The following is an 18,124-nucleotide window of genomic DNA, read 5'->3' on the forward strand; positions in this document are numbered from 1 at the left end:
CCGCTATGTACCTCTCACATCCGGTCCGGCGCATCCGCGAGGACCCCGTGGCGGAGGAGTCGGTGTCGCTCGTGGTCGAACTTCACGACGACGACCGCTCCGACGTGCTCGTATCGACGGTCGAGGAACTCGACGGGTCGGTCGACCGCGACCTCGGCTTCTCCGCGTCCCTCGTGACGCTTCCCGAGGCAGCGGTCGACGAACTCTGTGACCTCGACGGGATCGAGCGCATCGAGACGGCCGACACCCTCTCGTTCGGCCTCGACGCCGACGCGACCGACGTCGACGGCGACGAGTGAACGAGTGGGAGGGGGTCGTCGGCCCGGCGTTCTCTCGGCCTGTTCGCCGAGTCGACTCGTTTTAATTTGTTCGCGTGCGTCGCGCGTGTGGGAAAGACGGACATGAGACGAGAGTCGTTCCGGCGATCCGGAACCGAGAGCACTGCACTGACTGGGATGTGAACCACGGTCACTCCGCTTCGCTCCGTTCCCTGATTCAAATCCCAGCGTCTCGATTTTCACTGATTCACTAAGTCACGGCGCGCTGAAACGCGCCGCTCGTGAGTTAGAATCGGGAAAATGCACTGACTGGGATTTGAACCAGGGTCGTTCCGCTTCGCTCCACTCTCTGGTTCATATCTCAGTGTACCGCACACACCGCACCAGCGACGTTGCGCCGAGACGAGCTCGGTGCTGGGTCGTGTTGGATTCGGAGAAGTGCACTGACTGGGATTTGAACCCAGGTTGTGACCATGGCAAGGTCACGTGATACCACTACACTATCAGTGCAGGCAGGCGGTGTTGGAGTGCACTGACTGGGATTTGAACCCAGGTTGTGACCATGGCAAGGTCACGTGATACCACTACACTATCAGTGCACGTCCGTCCCGCGTCGTGCTACAGTTACATCTAACTCGAGATTACTTATTAAGGGTTCCGGAATCCCCTAGAACGGGCGGTCGGCGTGAGTGTTTTTCGCACGAGACACTTCCACACGAAACCCCCACGAAAGCGCATGTGACGGCCTCGCAACTCCGAATTACATTCGCTACCCTTTTAGGGGAGGCTCCGGTACAATCGCTACAGTCTAGTGGCGAGACGCCAAAGGACGGCCATGACACAGACCGTCTGCGTGCCGTCCTCGCTCGTCCGGGAGGCCGAGGACAAACGCGAGGCAACTCGCAAGCTCGGCTACGTCGCCCGTGCGGCGACGGTGTTCCGGGCGGACAGACTCGTCGTCTTCCCCGACCGGGAAGGCGAGGAACGCTGGGGTGGTGAGTTCGTCACCACCGTACTCGAGTACGCCGTGACGCCCCCCTACCTCCGTCAGGAGGTCTGGGACGTCCGCGACGAACTCGAGTACGTCGGTGTACTCCCGCCCCTGCGCGTCTCCCCACAGACCGGCTCCGGATCGGACGATTCGGGGTCGTTAACACAGGGAATCGTGACCGAGGTCGGACCTGAAGGCCGCGTCCGGGTCAATTGCGGAATGCAACACCCGATCTCCCTCATCACCCCCGACGGAATGGAGGTGGCCGAGGGAGAGCGCGTCACCGTCAGGATCTCTTCGCGAGAGCCGGTCCGTGCGCGGATCGTCGACGTCGCCCCACCGGGCTACGTCGTCGAACGCATGGACCTCGAGGAAGTACTCGCCCGGGACGACGCCGGCGTCCGCATCGCGACGTCGCGGCACGGAGAGGAACTCTCCGTCTCGCGGCTGTCGTCGCTCGTCGGCCGTCTCGACGACGGAACGACCGTCGTCTTCGGATCCCCCGGACGAGGGCTTCCAGACATCCTCGACGTCGACGTCGAGGACCTCCCCGCCAGTATCGGCGGGGCGAGCGTCGGACCCGACACCGGGTTCGACCTCTGGCTGAATACGATTCCGCGACAGGGCAGCGAGGTGGTGCGGACGGAGGAAGCGATGTTCGCCTCACTCGCCTGCCTGACACTCACGGAGTGAAACAATGCCACAACCAAGCAGACCACGAAAAGGCTCGATGGGCTTCGGCCCGCGCAAGCGCGCGGCGAGTGAAGTCCCTCGTATCCGGTCTTGGCCGGACGACGAGGGCTCGCCTGCGTTGCAGGGCTTCGCCGGTTACAAGGCCGGTATGACCCACGTCGTGATGGTGAACGACGAGTCCAACTCCCCGCGCGAGGGGATGGAGGAGTCGGTTCCCGTCACGGTCGTCGAGACGCCCCCGATGCGGGCGGTCGCTCTGCGAGCCTACAAAGACACGGCGTACGGAAAGAAGCCGGTGACCGAGGTATGGACGGCCGAGTTCCACGAGGAACTCGACCGGACCCTCGACCTGCCGGCGGAGAGTACCTTCGACGAGGACGCAGACGAACTGCGCGCACTCCTCGACGACGGAACGGTCGACGACGTGCGGATGATCACCCACACCGTCCCGAGTGCGCTCAAGAACGTCCCGAAGAAGAAGCCCGACGTGATGGAGACACGCGTCGGTGGCGGCTCCCTCGAGGAGCGCGCGGACTTCGCGCTCGAACTCCTCGAGGACGGCGGCGAACACTCCATGGAGGACGTGTTCCGTCCCGGCGAGTACCTCGACGTGAGCGGTGTCACGAAGGGGAAGGGGACGCAGGGTCCCGTCAAGCGCTGGGGCGTCCAGAAGCGGAAAGGGAAGCACGCCCGTCAGGGATGGCGGCGTCGCATCGGTAACCTCGGCCCGTGGAACCCGAGCCGCGTTCGCTCGACCGTTCCGCAGCAGGGGCAGATGGGCTACCACCAGCGGACGGAACTCAACAAGCGTCTCATCGACGTCGGCGAGGGCTCCGACGCGAGCGTCGACGGCGGCTTCGTCAACTACGGCGAAGTCGACGGCAACTACGCGCTCATCAAGGGGTCGCTGCCGGGTCCGAACAAGCGGCTCATCCGCTTCCGCCCGGCGGTCCGACCGAACGACCAACCGCGCCTCGACCCCGAGGTGCGCTACGTTTCAACCGCATCGAACCAGGGATAAACTATGCAGGCAACAATTCGTGACCTGAACGGCGACGACGCCGGCACGCTTGAACTGCCGGAGGTCTTCGAGACGCACTACCGTCCGGACCTCATCAAGCGCGCCGTCCTCGCCGCGCAGGCAAACCGGAAACAGGCCTACGGCGCAGACGAGTTCGCCGGGCTGCGTACCCCCGCCGAGTCGCTGGGAAGCGGCCGCGGGATGTCGCACGACCCACGCGAGAACGGCGTCGCCCGACGCGTCCCGCACGCAGTCAGCGGGCGCAAAGCACACCCGCCGAAGGTCGAGAAGGAACTGGGCAAGAAGATCAACGACAAGGAGCGCAAACTCGCGGTCCGCTCGGCTATCGCCGCCACGGCGAACCCCGAACTGGTCAGCGAGCGCGGTCATCAGTTCGACGACGACCTCGAACTGCCGCTCGTCGTCTCCGACGACTTCGAGGACCTGCTGAAGACGCAGGAAGTCGTCGAGCTGCTCGAGACGCTCGGCGTCTACGCCGACATCGAGCGCTCCGACGAGAACAAGAAGGTCAAGGCCGGCCGCGGGAAGACGCGTGGTCGCAAGTACAAGCGACCCAAGTCGATCCTCTTCGTCACCAGCGAGGAACCGTCGCGCGCGGCGCGCAACCTCGCCGGTGCCGACGTCGCCACGGCGGAGAACGTCAGCGCGGAGGACCTCGCGCCCGGTACGCACGCCGGTCGCCTGACGATCTTCACCGAGAGCGCACTCGAGGAGGTGGCCGACCGATGAGCGTCATCGAGCACCCCCTCGTCACCGAGAAGGCGATGAACCAGATGGACTTCGACAACAAGCTCCAGTTCATCGTCCACATCGACGCGACAAAGGGCGAGATCGTCGAGGAGATCGAATCCCGCTACGAGGTGACCATCCAGAAGGTCAACACGCAGGTCACCCCGAAGGGGAAGAAGAAAGCAATCGTCACGCTGGGCGAGGACGACGACGCACAGGAAGTCGCCTCGCGAATCGGGGTGTTCTAATCTATGGGACGTCGCATTCAGGGCCAGCGTCGTGGTCGCGGTGGACCCACCTTCCGGGCTCCGTCGCACCGCTACAAGGCCGAACTGTCGCACAAGAAGTCCGAAGAATCGGACACCGTCTCCGGTACGGTCGTCGACATCGAGCACGACCCCGCCCGGAGCGCGCCCGTCGCCGCCGTCGAGTTCGACGACGGCGACCAGCGGCTCATCCTCGTCCCCGAGGGTGTCACCGTCGGCGAGACCATCCAGGTCGGTGTCACAGCAGAGATCAAACCCGGCAACACGCTCCCGCTCTCGGAGATCCCGGAAGGGGTCCCGGTCTGTAACGTGGAGCGTCAGCCCGGTGACGGCGGCAAGTTCGCCCGGTCGTCGGGCGTCTCCGCACAGCTGCTCAGCCACGACCGCAGCGTCGCGGTCGTCAAGCTGCCGAGCGGCGAGGTCAAGCGGCTCAACCCCGACTGCCGCGCGACCATCGGTGTGGTCGCCGGCGGTGGCCGCACGGAGAAGCCGTTCGTCAAGGCAGGAAACAAGCATCACAAGATGAAGGCCCGCGGGACGAAGTGGCCTCGCGTCCGTGGTGTGGCGATGAACGCCGTCGACCACCCGTTCGGTGGCGGCGGCCGCCAGCACCCCGGCAAGCCGAAGTCCGTCTCGCGAAACGCACCCCCAGGCCGCAAGGTCGGTGACATCGCATCGAAGCGCACCGGTCGCGGCGGTAAGGCAGGGAACAAATAATGAGCTCGGAATACCGAACCGGCCGTGAAGGTGAGTTCACCTACCGCGGTCACACGCTCGACGAGCTGCAGGAGATGGAGCTTGACGAGGTCGCAGAACTGCTCCCCGCACGTCAGCGGCGAACTATCAAACGAGGACTCGGCGTCGAGCACGAGAAGCTGCTCGAGAAGGTCCGCGACAAGAGCGAGGAGGAGACGGCGAACGATCCGGTGCGCACGCACCTGCGTGACATGCCGATCCTCCCCTCCTTCGTCGGACTGACCTTCGCCGTCTACACCGGCCAGGAGTTCGAACGCGTCAAGGTCCAGCCCGAGATGATCGGTCACTACCTCGGCGAGTTCCAGCTCACGCGGAGTTCGGTCACCCACGGCCAGGCCGGCATCGGCGCGACCCGGTCCTCGAAGTTCGTGCCACTCAAGTAAGCCATGGGTATCAACTACAGCGTCGAGGCCGACCCGGAGACCACGGCCAAAGGTATGCTCCGAGATCGGCCCATCAGTATCAAGCACAGCAAGGCCATCGCCCGCCAGATCAAGGGGATGACCGTCGCCGAGGCTGAGGAGTACCTCGATGCGGTCATCAACGAGGAGCGCTCCGTCCCGTTCAAGCAGCACAACACCGGCGTCGGCCACCGTTCCGACATCGACGGCTGGGACGCGGGTCGCTACCCGAACAAGGCCAGCAAGGACTTCCTCAAACTGCTCGAGAACGTCAAGAACAACGCCACTGAGCAGGGCTTCGACGGCGAGTCGATGGAGATCATGCACGTCGCAGCACACAAGACCGGCGAGCGGATGGGTCGCAAGCCCCGCGCGATGGGGCGTGCAGACCCGTGGAACACGCCGATCTGTGACGTCGAACTCATCATCGAGGAGGCCGAATAAATGGCAGACGAACACCAATTCATCGAAGACGGACTCCAGAAGTCCCAGATCGACGAGTTCTTCGCGGACGAACTCGGGCGAGCGGGCTACGGCGGCATGGACGTCGCCAAGACCCCGATGGGGACACAGATCGTCCTGAAGGCCGAGAAGCCCGGTATGGTGATCGGCAAGGGCGGAAAGAACATCCGCAAGATCACGCGCGAACTGCAGGAGCGGTTCGACCTCGACGACCCACAGATCGACGTGCAGGAAGTCGACGAGCCGGACCTCAACGCGCGCATCGTCGCGGACCGACTGGCCAACGCGCTCGAGCGTGGCTGGTACTTCCGCAAAGCGGGTCACACGACCATCGACCGCATCATGGACGCGGGCGCACTCGGCGCCGAGATCGTCCTCGCGGGGAAGGTCACCGGTGCCCGCTCGCGTATCGAGAAGTTCAACCGTGGCTACATCAAACACAACGGTGAACCCGCCCAGGAGGTCGTCGACGAGGGTCAGGGCGTCGCCGTGATGAAGCTCGGTACCATCGGCGTCACGGTGAAGATCATCCCGCCGGGCGCGCGACTGCCCGACGACTTCGCCATCGCGGAGGACGCCGAGGTCGAGGCCGTCGAACAGGTCGCAGAGACCGAGGGCGTCGAGGGACTCCTCGACGAGCCCGAAGACGAGAAGGTTCCGGACGTCGGCGAAGACGCCGACGAGGTGCCCGACGAGGACGCCGTCGAGGAACCCGAGGAAGCCATCGACGAGGAGGTCGTCGAAGAGGTCGTCGAGGAGACCGGCGAGGAGCCGGTCGCCACCGGCGACGTCGACGAGGAAGACGACCAGGACCTCGACGTCGAAGAAGAGCTCGACGAACTCGACGAGGAGGTCGAACAGGAAGCAGCCGACCTCGTCGCCGAGATGGAAGCAGACGAAGACGAGGAGGAGGATAACTGATGGCGATCCTCTACAACGACGAGATCCGCGACATGACGGCCGCAGAGCGTGAGGCCGAGCTCGAAGAGCTCGAGACCGAACTGCTCAACACCAAGGCCGTCCAGGCCGCGGGTGGCGCGCCGGAGAACCCCGGTCGCGTCAAGGAACTCAAGAAGACGATCGCGCGGATCAAGACGATCCAGCACGAAGAAGGCGACCACGAGTAACACATGGCACTGACACCCGAGACCCTCACACGACACGAACTCAACGGCCTTTCGGTGCGGGTCGTCGACGCCGCGAACCCCGACCTCGTCGGGATCGCCGGCCGTGTCGTCGTCGAGACCATGCAGACGCTGCATATCGACGACGGGACTCGGGTACGTCAGGTGCCGAAGCGAGGGGTGACCCTCGAATTCGCGCTCACCGCGGGTGAGCCGGAGTTCGCCGACGGAGTGTATCCGTCGCCGGATCAGTGCACAGATGAAGCCGCTGGGACTCGTCGATCGCTCGACGAGTCGTCGATCGCTCGACGCCGCCGCAAGGCCCCAGGGTCCACGTTCAAACGGGAGTCGGAAACTGCCGGGGGGTTCCCCGGTCAGTCTGATTCGACCCGGACGGGCTCGCCGGACGGAGACGGACGACGTTCGTCTCCGCCCGGTGACTGCGAGGACGTGGTCTACGTTACGGTGGATGGCGCACGACTGCTCTCACGACCCGCCCACCGCACCGAGAACGCAGGTGATTCGAAATGGCGTTAGGATTGAACGTACCAGAACCGGAGGAAGCATGCTCCGACGCGAACTGTCCGTTCCACGGCTCACTTTCCGTGCGCGGTCAGACGCTCGAGGGCACCGTTGCCTCCACAGACATGGACAAAACCGTCGTTATCGAACGCGAATACGACGTTCGCGTTCCCAAGTACGACCGCTACATGAAGCGGCGTAGTCGCGTTCCGGCCCACGCACCCCCGTGCATGGAGCTTCAGGAAGGCGACACGGTTCGTATCGCAGAGACCCGACCACTGTCGAAGACGAAGTCACACGTGGTCGTCGAGAAACTAGCTGCCACGGACGGCGTCCCGAGTGACACCGCCCACGCCGACGAGTCCAAAGAGGACACGTCGAGCGACGTCGCGGAGGGTGTCACCGGCGCCTCGGAGGGTGATGCCTGATGGAGGCACTGAAGGCCGACGTCACGCAGGGCCTGGAGAAAGGCTCCCTCATCACGTGTGCAGACAACACCGGAGCCCGCCAGCTGAAGGTTATCAGCGTCTCGGGCTACTCCGGAACGAAGAATCGACACCCCAAAGCGGGGATCGCCGACAAGGTGACCGTCTCGGTCACCAAGGGGACGCCGGAGATGCGGCGTCAGGTGCTGGAGGCCGTCGTGGTCCGACAGCGCAAACCCATCCGGCGACCCGACGGAACGCGCCTGAAGTTCGAGGACAACGCCGCCGTCATCATCGACGAGATGGAAGAGCCTCGCGGGACCGAGATCAAGGGTCCCGTCGCGCGTGAAGTCGCCGAACGCTTCGGGAGCATCGCCAGCACGGCAACGATGATCGTATAGTATGAGCCGCCAACCACACAAACAGCGAACCCAGAAGCGAGACGCCCCGCTCCACGAGCGGCAGAAGCAGGTTCGCGCGACGCTGTCCGGTGACCTCCGCGAGGAGTACGGCCAGCGAAACGTCCGGGTCAACGCCGGCGACACCGTCGAGGTGCTCCGCGGCGACTACGCCGGGACGGAAGGTGAAGTCCTCAAGGTCGACCTCGCAGACGAGGTCATCCACGTCGAGGACGTCACCGTCGCGAAGGCCGACGGCGAGGAGACGCCGCGGCCGCTCGACGCCTCGAACGTTCGAGTCGTCGAACTCGACCTGGAGGACGACCGCCGGGAGGCGCGTCTCGAGGAGGGTAACGAATGAGTAACCACCAGAAGCGACTCTCGGTTCCGAACTCTTGGCCGATCGAGCGAAAGGAATCGACGTTCACGATCAAAGCCGGTGCCGGACCGCACGGTGAGGCGGGCGTCCCGCTCGTCATCATCCTGCGCGACGTGCTCGGCTACGTCGACTCCGTGAAAGAAGCGCGCTACGCGCTGAACGAGGGGACGGTGCTGGTCAACGGGGAGACGTCCGTCGACCACCGCCGCCCCATCGGGATGTTCGACATCCTAGCGTTCACGCAGCGTGAGGAGTACTACCGCGTCTTCCCCGACGAGGGTGGCCGTCTCGCGCTCACCCCCGTCGACGCCGACTCGGCGTCGAGCCGACTCGGCAAGATCGCCGGCAAGCGGCAGGTCTCCGGCGGTGCCTTCCAGCTGCAGCTCCACGACGGAACGAACGTCCGCGTCGACGAGGGCAGCGAGTACGGCACCAACGACTCGATCGTCGTCGACAACGAGTCCAAGGAGATCGTCGCGCACTTCGCCTACGAGGAGGGTGCGCTCGTCACCGCCGTCGCCGGCAGCCACGCCGGCGAGATCGGCACGCTCGCCGAGATCACCGTCACGCCCGGCAGCGGTCCGAACACCGTCCGCGTCGAGACCGACGACGGCGAGTTCGAGACGGTCGAAGACTACGTCGTCGTCATCGACGAGAACTTCACCGGCGACGACGACGAGGCCGTCACCACGACGGGTGATGACGAATGAGCGAGAGCGAAGGCGAGTTCCACGAGATGCGCCAGCCGCGCGTCGAGAAGGTCGTCGTCCACATGGGCGTCGGCGAGGGTGGTCGCACGCTCGCGCAGGCCGAGGAGATCCTCGAAGCGATCACCGGCCAACAGAGCGTCCGGACGCAGTCCGGTCGCGCGGGACAGGACTTCGGTGTCCGCCGCGGGACGCCCGTCGGCGCGAAGGTCACCCTTCGCGGCGAGGCGGCCCACGAGTTCCTCGAGACGGCGCTGCCGCTCACCGACCTGCAGACGTCGCAGTTCGACGACAACGGCAACTTCAGTTTCGGCGTCGAGGAGCACACCGACTTCCCGAGCCAGGAGTACGACCCGCAGATCGGTATCTACGGGCTGGACGTCACGGTCAACATGGTCCGCCCCGGCTACCGCATCACGAAGCGTGACAAGGTGGCGCGCTCGATCCCGTCGAGCCACCGCCTGACACCCGAGGACGCAGCGGCGTTCCTCGAACAGACGTTCGACGTGGAGGTCTCAGAATGAGCGAAAGCGAAAGTGAAGCCACGGGCGAGCACGCGACGCGTCGCACGGGCCAGCAGAACGAGTGTCGTCGATGTGGCCGAAAGCAGGGCCTCGTCGGCAAGTACGACATCAACCTGTGTCGGCAGTGCTTCCGCGAGGTCGCCCGCAGCATGGGCTTCAAGAAGTATCGATAACAATGGCAGGCAACGACCCCCTCAGCAACGCCCTCTCCGGTGTGAACAACGCCGAGAGTGTTGGGCATCTGTCGCACACGGTTGAGCCCGCCTCGAACATGATCGGCTCCGTCCTCGAGGTCTTCTACGACCGCGGGTACGTCGACGGCTTCGAGTTCGTCGACGACGGCAAGTCCGGTCGGTTCGAGGTCGAACTGAAAGGCGCGATCAACGAATGTGGCGCCGTCAAGCCCCGCTACTCCGCGGGCGCAGACGAGTTCGAGAAGTGGGAGAAGCGGTTCCTCCCCGCCCGTGACTACGGGACGCTCATCGTCACGACGAGCCACGGCGTCATGAGCCACTACGACGCCCGAGAACAGGGCATCGGTGGCCAAGTCATCGCATACGTCTACTAACATGAGTCGAGTCGAAATCGAAATCCCAGAAGACGTCTCGGCCGAGGTCGACCATCTCGACCTGACCGTGGAGGGACCGAACGGAAGCGTCACGCGACGCCTCTGGTATCCGTCGGTCTCCGTGAGCGTCGAAGACGACCACGTCGTCGTCGCCTCCGACGAGGAGAACGCGAAGACGAACTCCACCATCGGTACGTTCGAGAGCCACGTCAAGAACATGGTTCACGGCGTCACCGACGGATGGGAGTACAAGATGGAAGTCTTCTACGCTCACTTCCCGATGCAGGTCAAAGTCGAGGGCGACGAAGTCGTCATCTCGAACTTCCTCGGCGAGAAGGCGCCGCGACGCGCACAGATTCGCGGCGACACACAAGTACAGGTCGACGGCGAGGAGATCTCGCTCTCCGGTCCCAACAAGGAGGACGTTGGGCAGACAGCCGCCGACATTGAACAGCTGACGCGCGTCTCGGACAAGGACACTCGTGTCTTCCAAGACGGCGTCTACATCGTAGAGAAGCCCACCGCAGGAGGTGCCTAGATGGCTGAAGACGACATTCAGGAACTCGAAGACATCAGCGGTGTCGGTCCCTCGAAGGCCGAGGCACTGCGTGAGGCCGGTTACGAGTCCGTCGAGGACGTGAAGGCCGCGAGCCAGTCGGAGCTGGCCGAGGTCGAAGGTATCGGTAACGCCCTCGCCGCTCGTATCAAGGCCGACGTCGGTGGCCTCGAGGTCAAAGAGGAAGAAGAGACCGAGGCAGAGGTCGAAGACGAGACCGAAGCCGAAGAAGAAGAGCCGGAAGAGGACGTCGAGACGGAGCTGCGCCCGCGCGGCTACGCCGACAAGACGCCCGAACTGGACGCGGACACGGCCCGCGCGCTCGCACAGAAGCACCGCGAGGGCATGCCGCAGTTCAACCGGCAGGACTACCACAAGAAGAAGCGCACCCCCACCTCGTGGCGCAAGCCCCGCGGCAACCTCTCGAAGCAGCGCCGTGGAATCAAGGGCAAGGGCCCGATGGTCGAGGCCGGCTACCGCACGCCGAAACGTGCCCGTGGGCTGCACCCGAGCGGCTTCGAGGAGGTCTACGTCAACAACGTGGACGACCTCGAGGGCGTCGACGGTGACACCCAGGCCGTCCGCATCGCCAGCAAGGTCGGCGCTCGCAAGCGCGAGCGCATCGAGGAGGTCGCCGAGGACCGCGAGATCCGCGTCCTCAACCCGACCTACGTCGAAGTGGAGGTCGAGGAATGAGCAACCTGAGAGCACAGAAGCGACTCGCCGCGGACGAACTCGACGTCGGCAAGAGCCGCGTCTGGTTCGACCCCGAAGCACAGGGCGAGATCGCCGACGCCATCACGCGCGAGGACATCCGCGAACTCATCGAGCAGGGCACCATCCGTGCCAAGGACGCGAAAGGCAACTCTCGCGGCCGCGCTCGTGAGCGCGCAGACAAGCGTGCGTACGGCCACCGCAAGGGCCCGGGCTCCCGCAAAGGGAAGAAGGGCGGTCGGCGTGACTCGAAGGACGAATGGGTCAGCCGGATTCGCGCACAGCGACGCCGGCTGAAGGAACTCCGCGACGACGGTCCGCTGAACCGGACGCAGTACCGCACGCTTTACAACAAGGCGAGCGGTGGCGAGTTCGACAGCGTCGACCGTCTCGAGGCGTTCATCCAGAACAACTACGACATCGAACTGGAGGACAACTAAATGGCAACTGGACCACGATACAAGGTGCCGATGCGGCGCCGCCGTGAGGTCCGGACGGATTACCACCAGAGGTTGCGCCTGTTGAAATCGGGCAAGCCCCGCCTTGTCGCTCGCGTGAGCAACAAGCACGTCAGGGCGCAGCTGGCTACTCCCGGACCGCAGGGTGACGAGATCCACGCCGCCGCTTCCAGCGAAGACCTCGCAGAGTACGGTTGGGAGGCCCCGACGGGCAATCTCCCGAGTGCGTACCTGACGGGGTATCTCGCCGGCAAGCGCGCGCTGGACGCTGGACTCGAGGAGGCGGTCCTCGACATCGGTCTGAACACGGCGACGCCCGGCAACAAGGTGTTCGCAGTACAGGAAGGAGCAATCGACGCAGGGCTCGAGATCCCGCACAACGAGAGCGTACTCGCAGACTGGTCGCGTAACCGCGGCGAGCACATCGCCGAGTACGCCGAGCAGCTCGACGAGCCGCTCTACAGCGGGGAGTTCGACGCCACTGAACTGCCCGGGCACTTCGACGACGTGCTCGAGCGACTTCAGGAGGACGCATGAGCAGACGAAACAACAACGACGGCTGGGAGCCGCGGACACGACTCGGCCGCAAGGTACAGAACGGTGACATCAGCTCGATGGACCAGGCACTCGAATCCGGTCTCCCGCTGAAGGAGCCGGAGATCGTCGACCAGCTCCTCGGTGGACTGGACGACGAGGTGCTCGACATCAACATGGTCCAGCGCATGACCGACTCCGGCCGCCGCGTCAAGTTCCGCTGCGTCTGCGCAGTCGGTGACCGCGACGGCTATCTCGGCTACGCCGAGGCCCGCGACGACCAGGTCGGTGGCGCCATCCAGAAGGCCATCGAAGTGGCGAAGCTGAACATCATCAAGGTCGACCGCGGCTCGGGCTCGTGGGAGGACCGTCCCGGCGGCACCCACTCGCTGACGCGGAAGGCGAAGGGGAAAGCCGGCTCGGTCACCGTCGAGATCATCCCCGCCCCGATGGGGCTGGGGCTCGCGGCCGCAGAGACCGTCCGGAAGATCCTCGAACTCGCCGGCGTGCAGGACGCCTGGACGAAGTCCGACGGCAACACCCGGACGACGGTCAACCTCGCGAAGGCGACCTACAACGCACTGCAGAACGCCTCGCAGTCGCGGACGCCCCGTCGCGCTCGCGAGAAGCAGCGTGAGGTGAGCGACCGATGAAAGCGGTCGTCCAGCTCCGCGGTGAGATCGACCAGAGTTCCGACGTGCGCGACACGCTCGGCATGCTCAACCTCCACCGCGTCAACCACTGTACGCTCGTCCCGTGGACGGACACGTACCGTGGGATGGTGACGAAGGTCAACGACTGGGTCGCCTACGGCGAACCCAGCGTCGACGTCGTCGAGACGCTCCTGCAGAAGCGCGCGGAACCGTTCCAGGGCAAGGAAGACGTCGACGCCGAGTGGCTCTCGGAGAACACCGACTACGACGACTTCGGCGCACTCGCCGAGGCGCTCGTCGAGGAAGAGACCACGCTGAGAGAGCAGGGTCTCTCCCCGGTGCTCCGTCTCCACCCGCCGCGCGGTGGCCACGACGGCATCAAGCATCCGACGAAGGAAGGTGGTCAGCTCGGCAAGCACGACGACGAGCAGATCGACGACCTCCTGGAGGCGATGCGATAATGACGAACAAGAAACGACGCCAGCGTGGCTCCCGCACGCACGGCGGCGGTACCCACAAGAACCGGCGTGGTGCCGGTCACCGCGGTGGCCGTGGCCGCGCGGGTCGCGCCAAGCACGAGTTCCACAACTACGAACCGCTCGGCAAGTACGGCTTCAAGCGTCCCGAGGACGCCCAGACGACTGTCCTCGAGGTCACCGTCCAGAAGCTCGACGAGGACGCCGCGCTGCTCGCCGCAGACGGTCTCGCCGAGAAGGACGGCGACGCCTACCACATCGACGCGCGCGACGTCGTCGAGGACGGCTACGACGCCGACGCCGTGAAGGTGCTCGGCAGCGGGCAGGTCCGTCAGGAACTGCACGTCGTCGCCGATGCGTTCACCGCGGGCGCGGTCGAACTCATCGAAGAGGCCGGCGGTAGCGCCGACCTCTCGGAGCGCGCCGAGGAAGAGGCCGACGAGGCTGACGCCGAAGACGCCGAAGCCGACGAGTAACTCGTCGCACGCCGAACGCTACCGTTTCGCACACTTCTCGATTTTTCGACAACTGGCCAGCGCCAGCGGTCTCCAGCCGCCGGGGGGCGCTGTCGGGTTTTATTTCTCACTGAGCGACAGATCAGTTCTGTACACTCCAAAAGGGGCTAAAGCGAAGCACCTACAAACCACGGTGTAGAGTATGTCCGTATATGGGATGGAAAGAAGCCGCTGAACCAGTGCTGACGCGTATGCCGTCAGTTGCCCGTCCGGAAGGTCACGTACCCTTCCGACGGAAACTCGGCTGGACAGCGGGTATCTTGGTACTGTATTTCTTCCTGACGAACGTCACCCTGTTCGGACTCGGTAACGTCAGCGGTGACTTCTACGGCAACTTCCGATCGATCCTCGCCGGGTCGCAAGGGTCGATCCTCCAGTTGGGGATCGGACCGATCGTCACGGCGAGCATCGTCCTCCAGCTGCTCGGCGGGGCCGACCTCTTGGGACTCGACACCAACGACCCCCGCGACCAGATCCTCTATCAGGGTCTCCAGAAGGTGCTGGTGGTCGTGATGATCTGTCTGACGGGGATCCCGATGGTGTTCGCCAGCGACTTCCTGCCGGCGAGCCAACAGCTCGCGCAGACGTTCCCCGGCGGAATGCTCGGCGTTGAGTCGCTCATCTTCGCGCAGATCGCGGTGGGCGGCATCCTCATCCTGTTCATGGACGAGATCGTGAGCAAGTGGGGCGTCGGCTCCGGTATCGGGCTGTTCATCATCGCCGGCGTGAGCCAGCAGCTCGTCGCCGGGCTGTTCGCCTGGCAGGGGCTGGGCAACGTCTCGGGGTTCTTCCCGACGTGGTTCGGCATCGTCACCGGCGACGTCGACATGCCGTCGCTGCTCACCGCCGAGGGGATCCAGGCGCTGTTCATGGGGCCGGGTCAACTGCTCGCGCTCATCACGACGGTGCTCATCTTCGCCGTCGTCGTCTACGCCGAGTCGGTGCGGGTAGAGATCCCGCTCAGTCACGCTCGGGTGAAGGGCGCGCGCGGTCGCTTCCCGGTGAAGCTCATCTACGCGTCCGTCCTGCCGATGATCCTCGTCCGCGCGCTGCAGGCGAACATCCAGTTCCTCGGCCGCATCCTCGCGAGCCAACTGGAGAACATGCCCACGTGGCTCGGGAGCTACAACGCGCAGGGACAGCCCACCGGCGGGCTGTTCTACTACTTCGCACCGATCCAGTCGCCCGGTGACTGGATGTGGTGGACCGCCCAGACGACCGCCGAGGCGTGGCAGGTGCTCATCCGCGTCGGGATCGACCTGACGTTCATGGTCATCGGCGGCGCCATCTTCGCGATCTTCTGGGTCGAGACGACCGGCATGGGGCCGGAGGCCACCGCCCAGCAGATCCAGAACTCCGGGATGCAGATCCCCGGCTTCCGCCGCAACCCGCAGGTCATCGAGAAAGTGATGGAGCGATACATCCCACAGGTGACTGTCATCGGCGGCGCGCTCGTCGGGATCCTCGCCGTGGCAGCGAACATGCTCGGCACCATCGGTGCGGTCTCCGGAACGGGGCTGCTGCTGACGGTCTCTATCACGTACAAACTGTACGAGGAGATCGCAGAAGAGCAGCTGATGGAGATGCACCCGATGATGCGCCAGATGTTCGGCGGCGGCAACTAACCGCGTTCGACGGGGGTTCGTTTTCTCGTCTCGAATCGGAGAGTACCGGTAGGTCTGTGTCGTCCGTACCTGCTTTTGTCGAGTCAAGCGGAACACTATAGACAGTAGCCGGTCTGCCCACGAGTAACCGACACGGAAACGAGGCGGAACGGTACGGCCAGCACGGCACAGACCGTAACAGACCTCCGCTCGGGACCGTAGTGCGGGACAATCCGATGGTCAGACGTAAGACGCTCTCTCCGACCGGGTCGAAGGACGGCGACGGTGAATACCGCAACGTCACGCTCAACCTCCACTCCGACGAACTCACCGTCGCGGGGTTGGACGTCGGCGAGCAGGTGTTCGTCCGCGTCCGCGACGGGAAGATCATCGTCCAGAAGGCCTCGAAACTGGTCCTCGAACACCAGTTTTGAGGCTCCGCTTCGTGGACGGCCGGACAATCGGCTCGACTCTCCCCGTGTCATGACATGCCATACCTTTTTATACTGTGGAGACAGATAAACAGATAGGGTGATTGACGTGACGGCTGGAGACGGCAGGACGGCACGCGGGCAGTGGGCTACCCGTGTCACGACAGGTTCCGACGTTGACGTGACGGGCAGACCGTCCCACGTGTCGCTTCTGTCCTCCGTCCGTTCACTGCCCACACCGAACACGTGGTCTACGATGAGCGCTATCGAACCTCCAAACTCGACCGACGGTGCCGTGCTCGACGAACTCCCCGAGTTCGAGCTGACCTACCTCTACGACGACGAGGAGGATCCCACAGAGGTGACCATCTTCGAGGGGGCCTCCGAAGAGGACCTGACGGTTCGGTGGATCACGATGGACTATCCGCACACCGTCGCACTCGACTCGATCCAGTAGTCTCTCCACCTCGATCCGTTTTCTGCATGCGATCCCGTCGGCCGCCGAGTGGTGACTCGGACGATCCCGAGGACTCCGTTCCGCGGTAAGGGTTTAGCCCCCGGCGCTTGTATCCGACAGTATGACAGACGAGTTGACCGGACTCGAAGCAGAGCTCCGGAGCAACGGAATCAGCGTCGAGCGAGTCGACCGTGGCGAGACGGTCGAACTCGTCTACATGACCGCCTTCCCCGGCCCCACCGTCCACCACATGGAGATGGGCCGCGCGTTGAACGTGTTCATCGACCTGGCGAAGGTCGACCAGTGGGAGCCGAAACCGGTCGAAGCGACGGTCGTCCGTTCCGAGGACGACGTCCAGGGGACCTGGCGCGCCGAACCCGAGTGGTTCGAGGGGCTGCTCGAGTACCGATTGAGCGAGGAGGACTTCTCCGAGCGGGTGCTCGAGACGCTCTCTGAGCCTGCGGCCGCAACGTCCAGCACGGAGGAGGAGTCGGCGTGACCCGACAGCGCACTCGCAGTCGACAGCGGACGACCACGCCCGACCACCGTCGGTCCGGACGCCCCTCTCGCGAGTCGTTCTCGAAGGTCCGCGTCCGCTTCGACAGCGACGGCGACGAGTGTGTCGGCTGGCTCTACCGACCGGACCGGCCGGACGACCCGCCGGTCGTAGTGATGGCGCCCGGGTTCGGCGCCGAACGGACGTTCGGCTATCCGGCGATCGCCGAGCGACTCGCCGAGGGCGGGTACGCGGTCCTCCTCTTCGACTACCGTCACTTCGGCGACAGCGAGGGCGAACCGCGGAACCTCGTCAGTCCGAGTCGGCAGGTGGCCGACTGGCGCGAGGCGGTCGCCGCCGCACGCGACTTCGACGGCGTCGACGGGTCGCGCGTGGTGCTCTGGGGACACTCGTTCGCCGGCGGACACGCGTTGAGCGTCGCCGCCGAGGACCCCCGCATCGCCGCCGTCGTCGCCGTCGCCCCGTTCGTCGACGGGCGAGCGGCCCTGAAGCGCAAGGGGATCAAGTACAACCTGAAGGCGACGGCGCTGGGTCTCCGCGACAAACTGCAGTCGCTCGCTCTCGGCGCCTACACCGTCCCCATCGTCGGCGACCCCGAGGAGTTCGCCGTCGTCAACGAACCCGGCGCGAAGGCGGGCGTCTTCGGCCTGGTGCCGACGGGGAGCGACTGGGAGAACAGCTGTCCCGCCCGGACGCTCCTCGCGATGCCGCGGTATCGCCCGATCACGTCCGCCGAAGACGTCCGGTGTCCGACGCTCTTCGTCGGCGGTACCGACGACGAGATCGTCTCGCTGTCGGCCATCGAGTCGGCGGCCGACACCGTCCCGGACGCGACCTACCTCCGACTCCCGACGGACCACTTCGGCTTCTTCGACGGCGACACGTTCGAGGAGGCGTTGGGTCACCAACTGGCGTTCCTCGATACGGTCGTGAAGTAGGTTGCG

The 18,124-nt window shown here is 64.9% G+C and carries 30 protein-coding genes and 2 tRNA genes; 30 read left to right on the forward strand and 2 right to left on the reverse strand.

Going from position 1 to position 18,124, the window contains the following annotated elements; all coding sequences use genetic code 11:
* Positions 1-5 precede the first annotated feature (5 nt).
* Entirely contained in the window at positions 6-299 is a 294-nt protein-coding gene (locus tag EOHIBHHM_RS11975; protein WP_497250855.1) for a hypothetical protein, read from the forward strand.
* Between the two features lie 418 nt (positions 300-717).
* On the opposite strand, the gene EOHIBHHM_RS11980 is transcribed toward EOHIBHHM_RS11975, so the two are convergent.
* Together EOHIBHHM_RS11980 and EOHIBHHM_RS11985 are read right to left on the reverse strand one after the other, a co-directional pair.
* Positions 718-788: transfer RNA gene (locus tag EOHIBHHM_RS11980), tRNA-Gly, on the reverse strand.
* 18 nt (positions 789-806) lie between these two features.
* Positions 807-877, reverse strand: a tRNA-Gly gene (locus EOHIBHHM_RS11985).
* A gap of 236 nt (positions 878-1,113) precedes the next feature.
* Between EOHIBHHM_RS11985 and EOHIBHHM_RS11990 the strand changes: the two genes are divergently transcribed.
* From EOHIBHHM_RS11990 to EOHIBHHM_RS12130, 29 genes are all read left to right on the forward strand, one after another.
* A complete protein-coding gene (locus EOHIBHHM_RS11990) occupies positions 1,114-1,962 on the forward strand; it encodes a putative RNA uridine N3 methyltransferase (RefSeq protein ID WP_497250857.1) in 849 nt (282 codons plus the stop codon).
* 4 nt (positions 1,963-1,966) lie between these two features.
* Positions 1,967-2,983, forward strand: coding sequence for a 50S ribosomal protein L3 (locus EOHIBHHM_RS11995; protein ID WP_497250859.1), 1,017 nt, complete (start codon positions 1,967-1,969; stop codon positions 2,981-2,983).
* 3 nt (positions 2,984-2,986) lie between these two features.
* Positions 2,987-3,733, forward strand: a complete 747-nt coding sequence (gene rpl4p, locus EOHIBHHM_RS12000) for a 50S ribosomal protein L4 (protein ID WP_497250861.1) — start codon at positions 2,987-2,989, stop codon at positions 3,731-3,733.
* Entirely contained in the window at positions 3,730-3,981 is a 252-nt protein-coding gene (locus EOHIBHHM_RS12005; protein WP_089820815.1) for a 50S ribosomal protein L23, read from the forward strand. Before rpl4p ends, EOHIBHHM_RS12005 begins: the two co-directional genes overlap by 4 nt.
* Positions 3,982-3,984: 3 nt before the next feature.
* Positions 3,985-4,716, forward strand: a complete 732-nt coding sequence (locus EOHIBHHM_RS12010) for a 50S ribosomal protein L2 (RefSeq protein ID WP_497250863.1) — start codon at positions 3,985-3,987, stop codon at positions 4,714-4,716.
* Positions 4,716-5,138 (forward strand): 30S ribosomal protein S19, encoded by a 423-nt coding sequence (locus EOHIBHHM_RS12015; RefSeq protein ID WP_089820817.1) that lies wholly within the window; start codon positions 4,716-4,718, stop codon positions 5,136-5,138. The genes EOHIBHHM_RS12010 and EOHIBHHM_RS12015 overlap by 1 nt, the downstream gene beginning before the upstream one ends.
* Before the next feature lie 3 nt (positions 5,139-5,141).
* Entirely contained in the window at positions 5,142-5,600 is a 459-nt protein-coding gene (locus EOHIBHHM_RS12020) for a 50S ribosomal protein L22 (protein WP_497250865.1), read from the forward strand.
* Positions 5,601-6,539 carry a 30S ribosomal protein S3 gene (locus EOHIBHHM_RS12025; protein ID WP_497250867.1) on the forward strand — a complete coding sequence of 313 codons (939 nt, stop codon included), beginning with the start codon at positions 5,601-5,603 and terminating at the stop codon, positions 6,537-6,539.
* Positions 6,539-6,745 (forward strand): 50S ribosomal protein L29, encoded by a 207-nt coding sequence (rpmC, locus tag EOHIBHHM_RS12030; protein WP_497250869.1) that lies wholly within the window; start codon positions 6,539-6,541, stop codon positions 6,743-6,745. Before EOHIBHHM_RS12025 ends, rpmC begins: the two co-directional genes overlap by 1 nt.
* A 3-nt stretch (positions 6,746-6,748) precedes the next feature.
* Positions 6,749-7,279, forward strand: coding sequence for a ribonuclease P protein component 1 (locus EOHIBHHM_RS12035; protein ID WP_497250871.1), 531 nt, complete (start codon positions 6,749-6,751; stop codon positions 7,277-7,279).
* Positions 7,270-7,692: a 30S ribosomal protein S17 gene (locus EOHIBHHM_RS12040; RefSeq protein WP_497250873.1), complete on the forward strand. Its 423-nt coding sequence runs from the start codon at positions 7,270-7,272 to the stop codon at positions 7,690-7,692. The genes EOHIBHHM_RS12035 and EOHIBHHM_RS12040 overlap by 10 nt, the downstream gene beginning before the upstream one ends.
* Positions 7,692-8,090 (forward strand): 50S ribosomal protein L14, encoded by a 399-nt coding sequence (locus EOHIBHHM_RS12045; RefSeq protein ID WP_497250875.1) that lies wholly within the window; start codon positions 7,692-7,694, stop codon positions 8,088-8,090. The genes EOHIBHHM_RS12040 and EOHIBHHM_RS12045 overlap by 1 nt, the downstream gene beginning before the upstream one ends.
* Position 8,091: 1 nt before the next feature.
* Positions 8,092-8,448, forward strand: a complete 357-nt coding sequence (gene rplX / locus EOHIBHHM_RS12050; protein ID WP_497250877.1) for a 50S ribosomal protein L24 — start codon at positions 8,092-8,094, stop codon at positions 8,446-8,448.
* On the forward strand, positions 8,445-9,176 hold the full coding sequence (locus EOHIBHHM_RS12055; RefSeq protein ID WP_497250879.1) for a 30S ribosomal protein S4e: 732 nt from the start codon (positions 8,445-8,447) through the stop codon (positions 9,174-9,176). Before rplX ends, EOHIBHHM_RS12055 begins: the two co-directional genes overlap by 4 nt.
* Complete coding sequence (locus EOHIBHHM_RS12060; RefSeq protein WP_497250881.1) at positions 9,173-9,697, forward strand: 50S ribosomal protein L5; 525 nt, start codon at positions 9,173-9,175, stop codon at positions 9,695-9,697. The genes EOHIBHHM_RS12055 and EOHIBHHM_RS12060 overlap by 4 nt, the downstream gene beginning before the upstream one ends.
* Positions 9,694-9,870 (forward strand): 30S ribosomal protein S14, encoded by a 177-nt coding sequence (locus tag EOHIBHHM_RS12065; RefSeq protein WP_089820827.1) that lies wholly within the window; start codon positions 9,694-9,696, stop codon positions 9,868-9,870. Before EOHIBHHM_RS12060 ends, EOHIBHHM_RS12065 begins: the two co-directional genes overlap by 4 nt.
* Positions 9,871-9,872: 2 nt before the next feature.
* Positions 9,873-10,265, forward strand: a complete 393-nt coding sequence (locus EOHIBHHM_RS12070) for a 30S ribosomal protein S8 (RefSeq protein WP_089820828.1) — start codon at positions 9,873-9,875, stop codon at positions 10,263-10,265.
* A gap of 1 nt (position 10,266) precedes the next feature.
* Positions 10,267-10,803 (forward strand): 50S ribosomal protein L6, encoded by a 537-nt coding sequence (locus EOHIBHHM_RS12075; protein WP_497250884.1) that lies wholly within the window; start codon positions 10,267-10,269, stop codon positions 10,801-10,803.
* Positions 10,804-11,517, forward strand: a complete 714-nt coding sequence (locus EOHIBHHM_RS12080) for a 50S ribosomal protein L32e (RefSeq protein WP_497250886.1) — start codon at positions 10,804-10,806, stop codon at positions 11,515-11,517.
* Positions 11,514-11,975, forward strand: a complete 462-nt coding sequence (locus tag EOHIBHHM_RS12085) for a 50S ribosomal protein L19e (protein ID WP_089820831.1) — start codon at positions 11,514-11,516, stop codon at positions 11,973-11,975. The genes EOHIBHHM_RS12080 and EOHIBHHM_RS12085 overlap by 4 nt, the downstream gene beginning before the upstream one ends.
* Complete coding sequence (locus EOHIBHHM_RS12090) at positions 11,976-12,530, forward strand: 50S ribosomal protein L18 (RefSeq protein ID WP_497250888.1); 555 nt, start codon at positions 11,976-11,978, stop codon at positions 12,528-12,530.
* Positions 12,527-13,180: a 30S ribosomal protein S5 gene (locus tag EOHIBHHM_RS12095; protein WP_497250890.1), complete on the forward strand. Its 654-nt coding sequence runs from the start codon at positions 12,527-12,529 to the stop codon at positions 13,178-13,180. The genes EOHIBHHM_RS12090 and EOHIBHHM_RS12095 overlap by 4 nt, the downstream gene beginning before the upstream one ends.
* Positions 13,177-13,641, forward strand: coding sequence for a 50S ribosomal protein L30 (locus EOHIBHHM_RS12100; RefSeq protein ID WP_497250892.1), 465 nt, complete (start codon positions 13,177-13,179; stop codon positions 13,639-13,641). Before EOHIBHHM_RS12095 ends, EOHIBHHM_RS12100 begins: the two co-directional genes overlap by 4 nt.
* Positions 13,641-14,132: an uL15m family ribosomal protein gene (locus EOHIBHHM_RS12105; protein ID WP_497250894.1), complete on the forward strand. Its 492-nt coding sequence runs from the start codon at positions 13,641-13,643 to the stop codon at positions 14,130-14,132. The genes EOHIBHHM_RS12100 and EOHIBHHM_RS12105 overlap by 1 nt, the downstream gene beginning before the upstream one ends.
* A gap of 191 nt (positions 14,133-14,323) precedes the next feature.
* Positions 14,324-15,796 carry a preprotein translocase subunit SecY gene (gene secY, locus EOHIBHHM_RS12110; RefSeq protein WP_497250896.1) on the forward strand — a complete coding sequence of 491 codons (1,473 nt, stop codon included), beginning with the start codon at positions 14,324-14,326 and terminating at the stop codon, positions 15,794-15,796.
* A gap of 215 nt (positions 15,797-16,011) precedes the next feature.
* A complete protein-coding gene (locus EOHIBHHM_RS12115; protein WP_497250898.1) occupies positions 16,012-16,209 on the forward strand; it encodes a SymE family type I addiction module toxin in 198 nt (65 codons plus the stop codon).
* A 253-nt stretch (positions 16,210-16,462) separates the two neighbouring features.
* On the forward strand, positions 16,463-16,663 hold the full coding sequence (locus EOHIBHHM_RS12120; protein ID WP_497250900.1) for a DUF7511 domain-containing protein: 201 nt from the start codon (positions 16,463-16,465) through the stop codon (positions 16,661-16,663).
* 121 nt (positions 16,664-16,784) lie between these two features.
* On the forward strand, positions 16,785-17,162 hold the full coding sequence (locus tag EOHIBHHM_RS12125; RefSeq protein WP_497250902.1) for a DUF8159 domain-containing protein: 378 nt from the start codon (positions 16,785-16,787) through the stop codon (positions 17,160-17,162).
* Positions 17,159-18,118, forward strand: a complete 960-nt coding sequence (locus tag EOHIBHHM_RS12130) for an alpha/beta hydrolase (protein WP_497250904.1) — start codon at positions 17,159-17,161, stop codon at positions 18,116-18,118. Before EOHIBHHM_RS12125 ends, EOHIBHHM_RS12130 begins: the two co-directional genes overlap by 4 nt.
* The last annotated feature ends 6 nt before the right edge of the window (positions 18,119-18,124 follow it).

Source organism: Halogranum roseipondis, assembly GCF_059695585.1.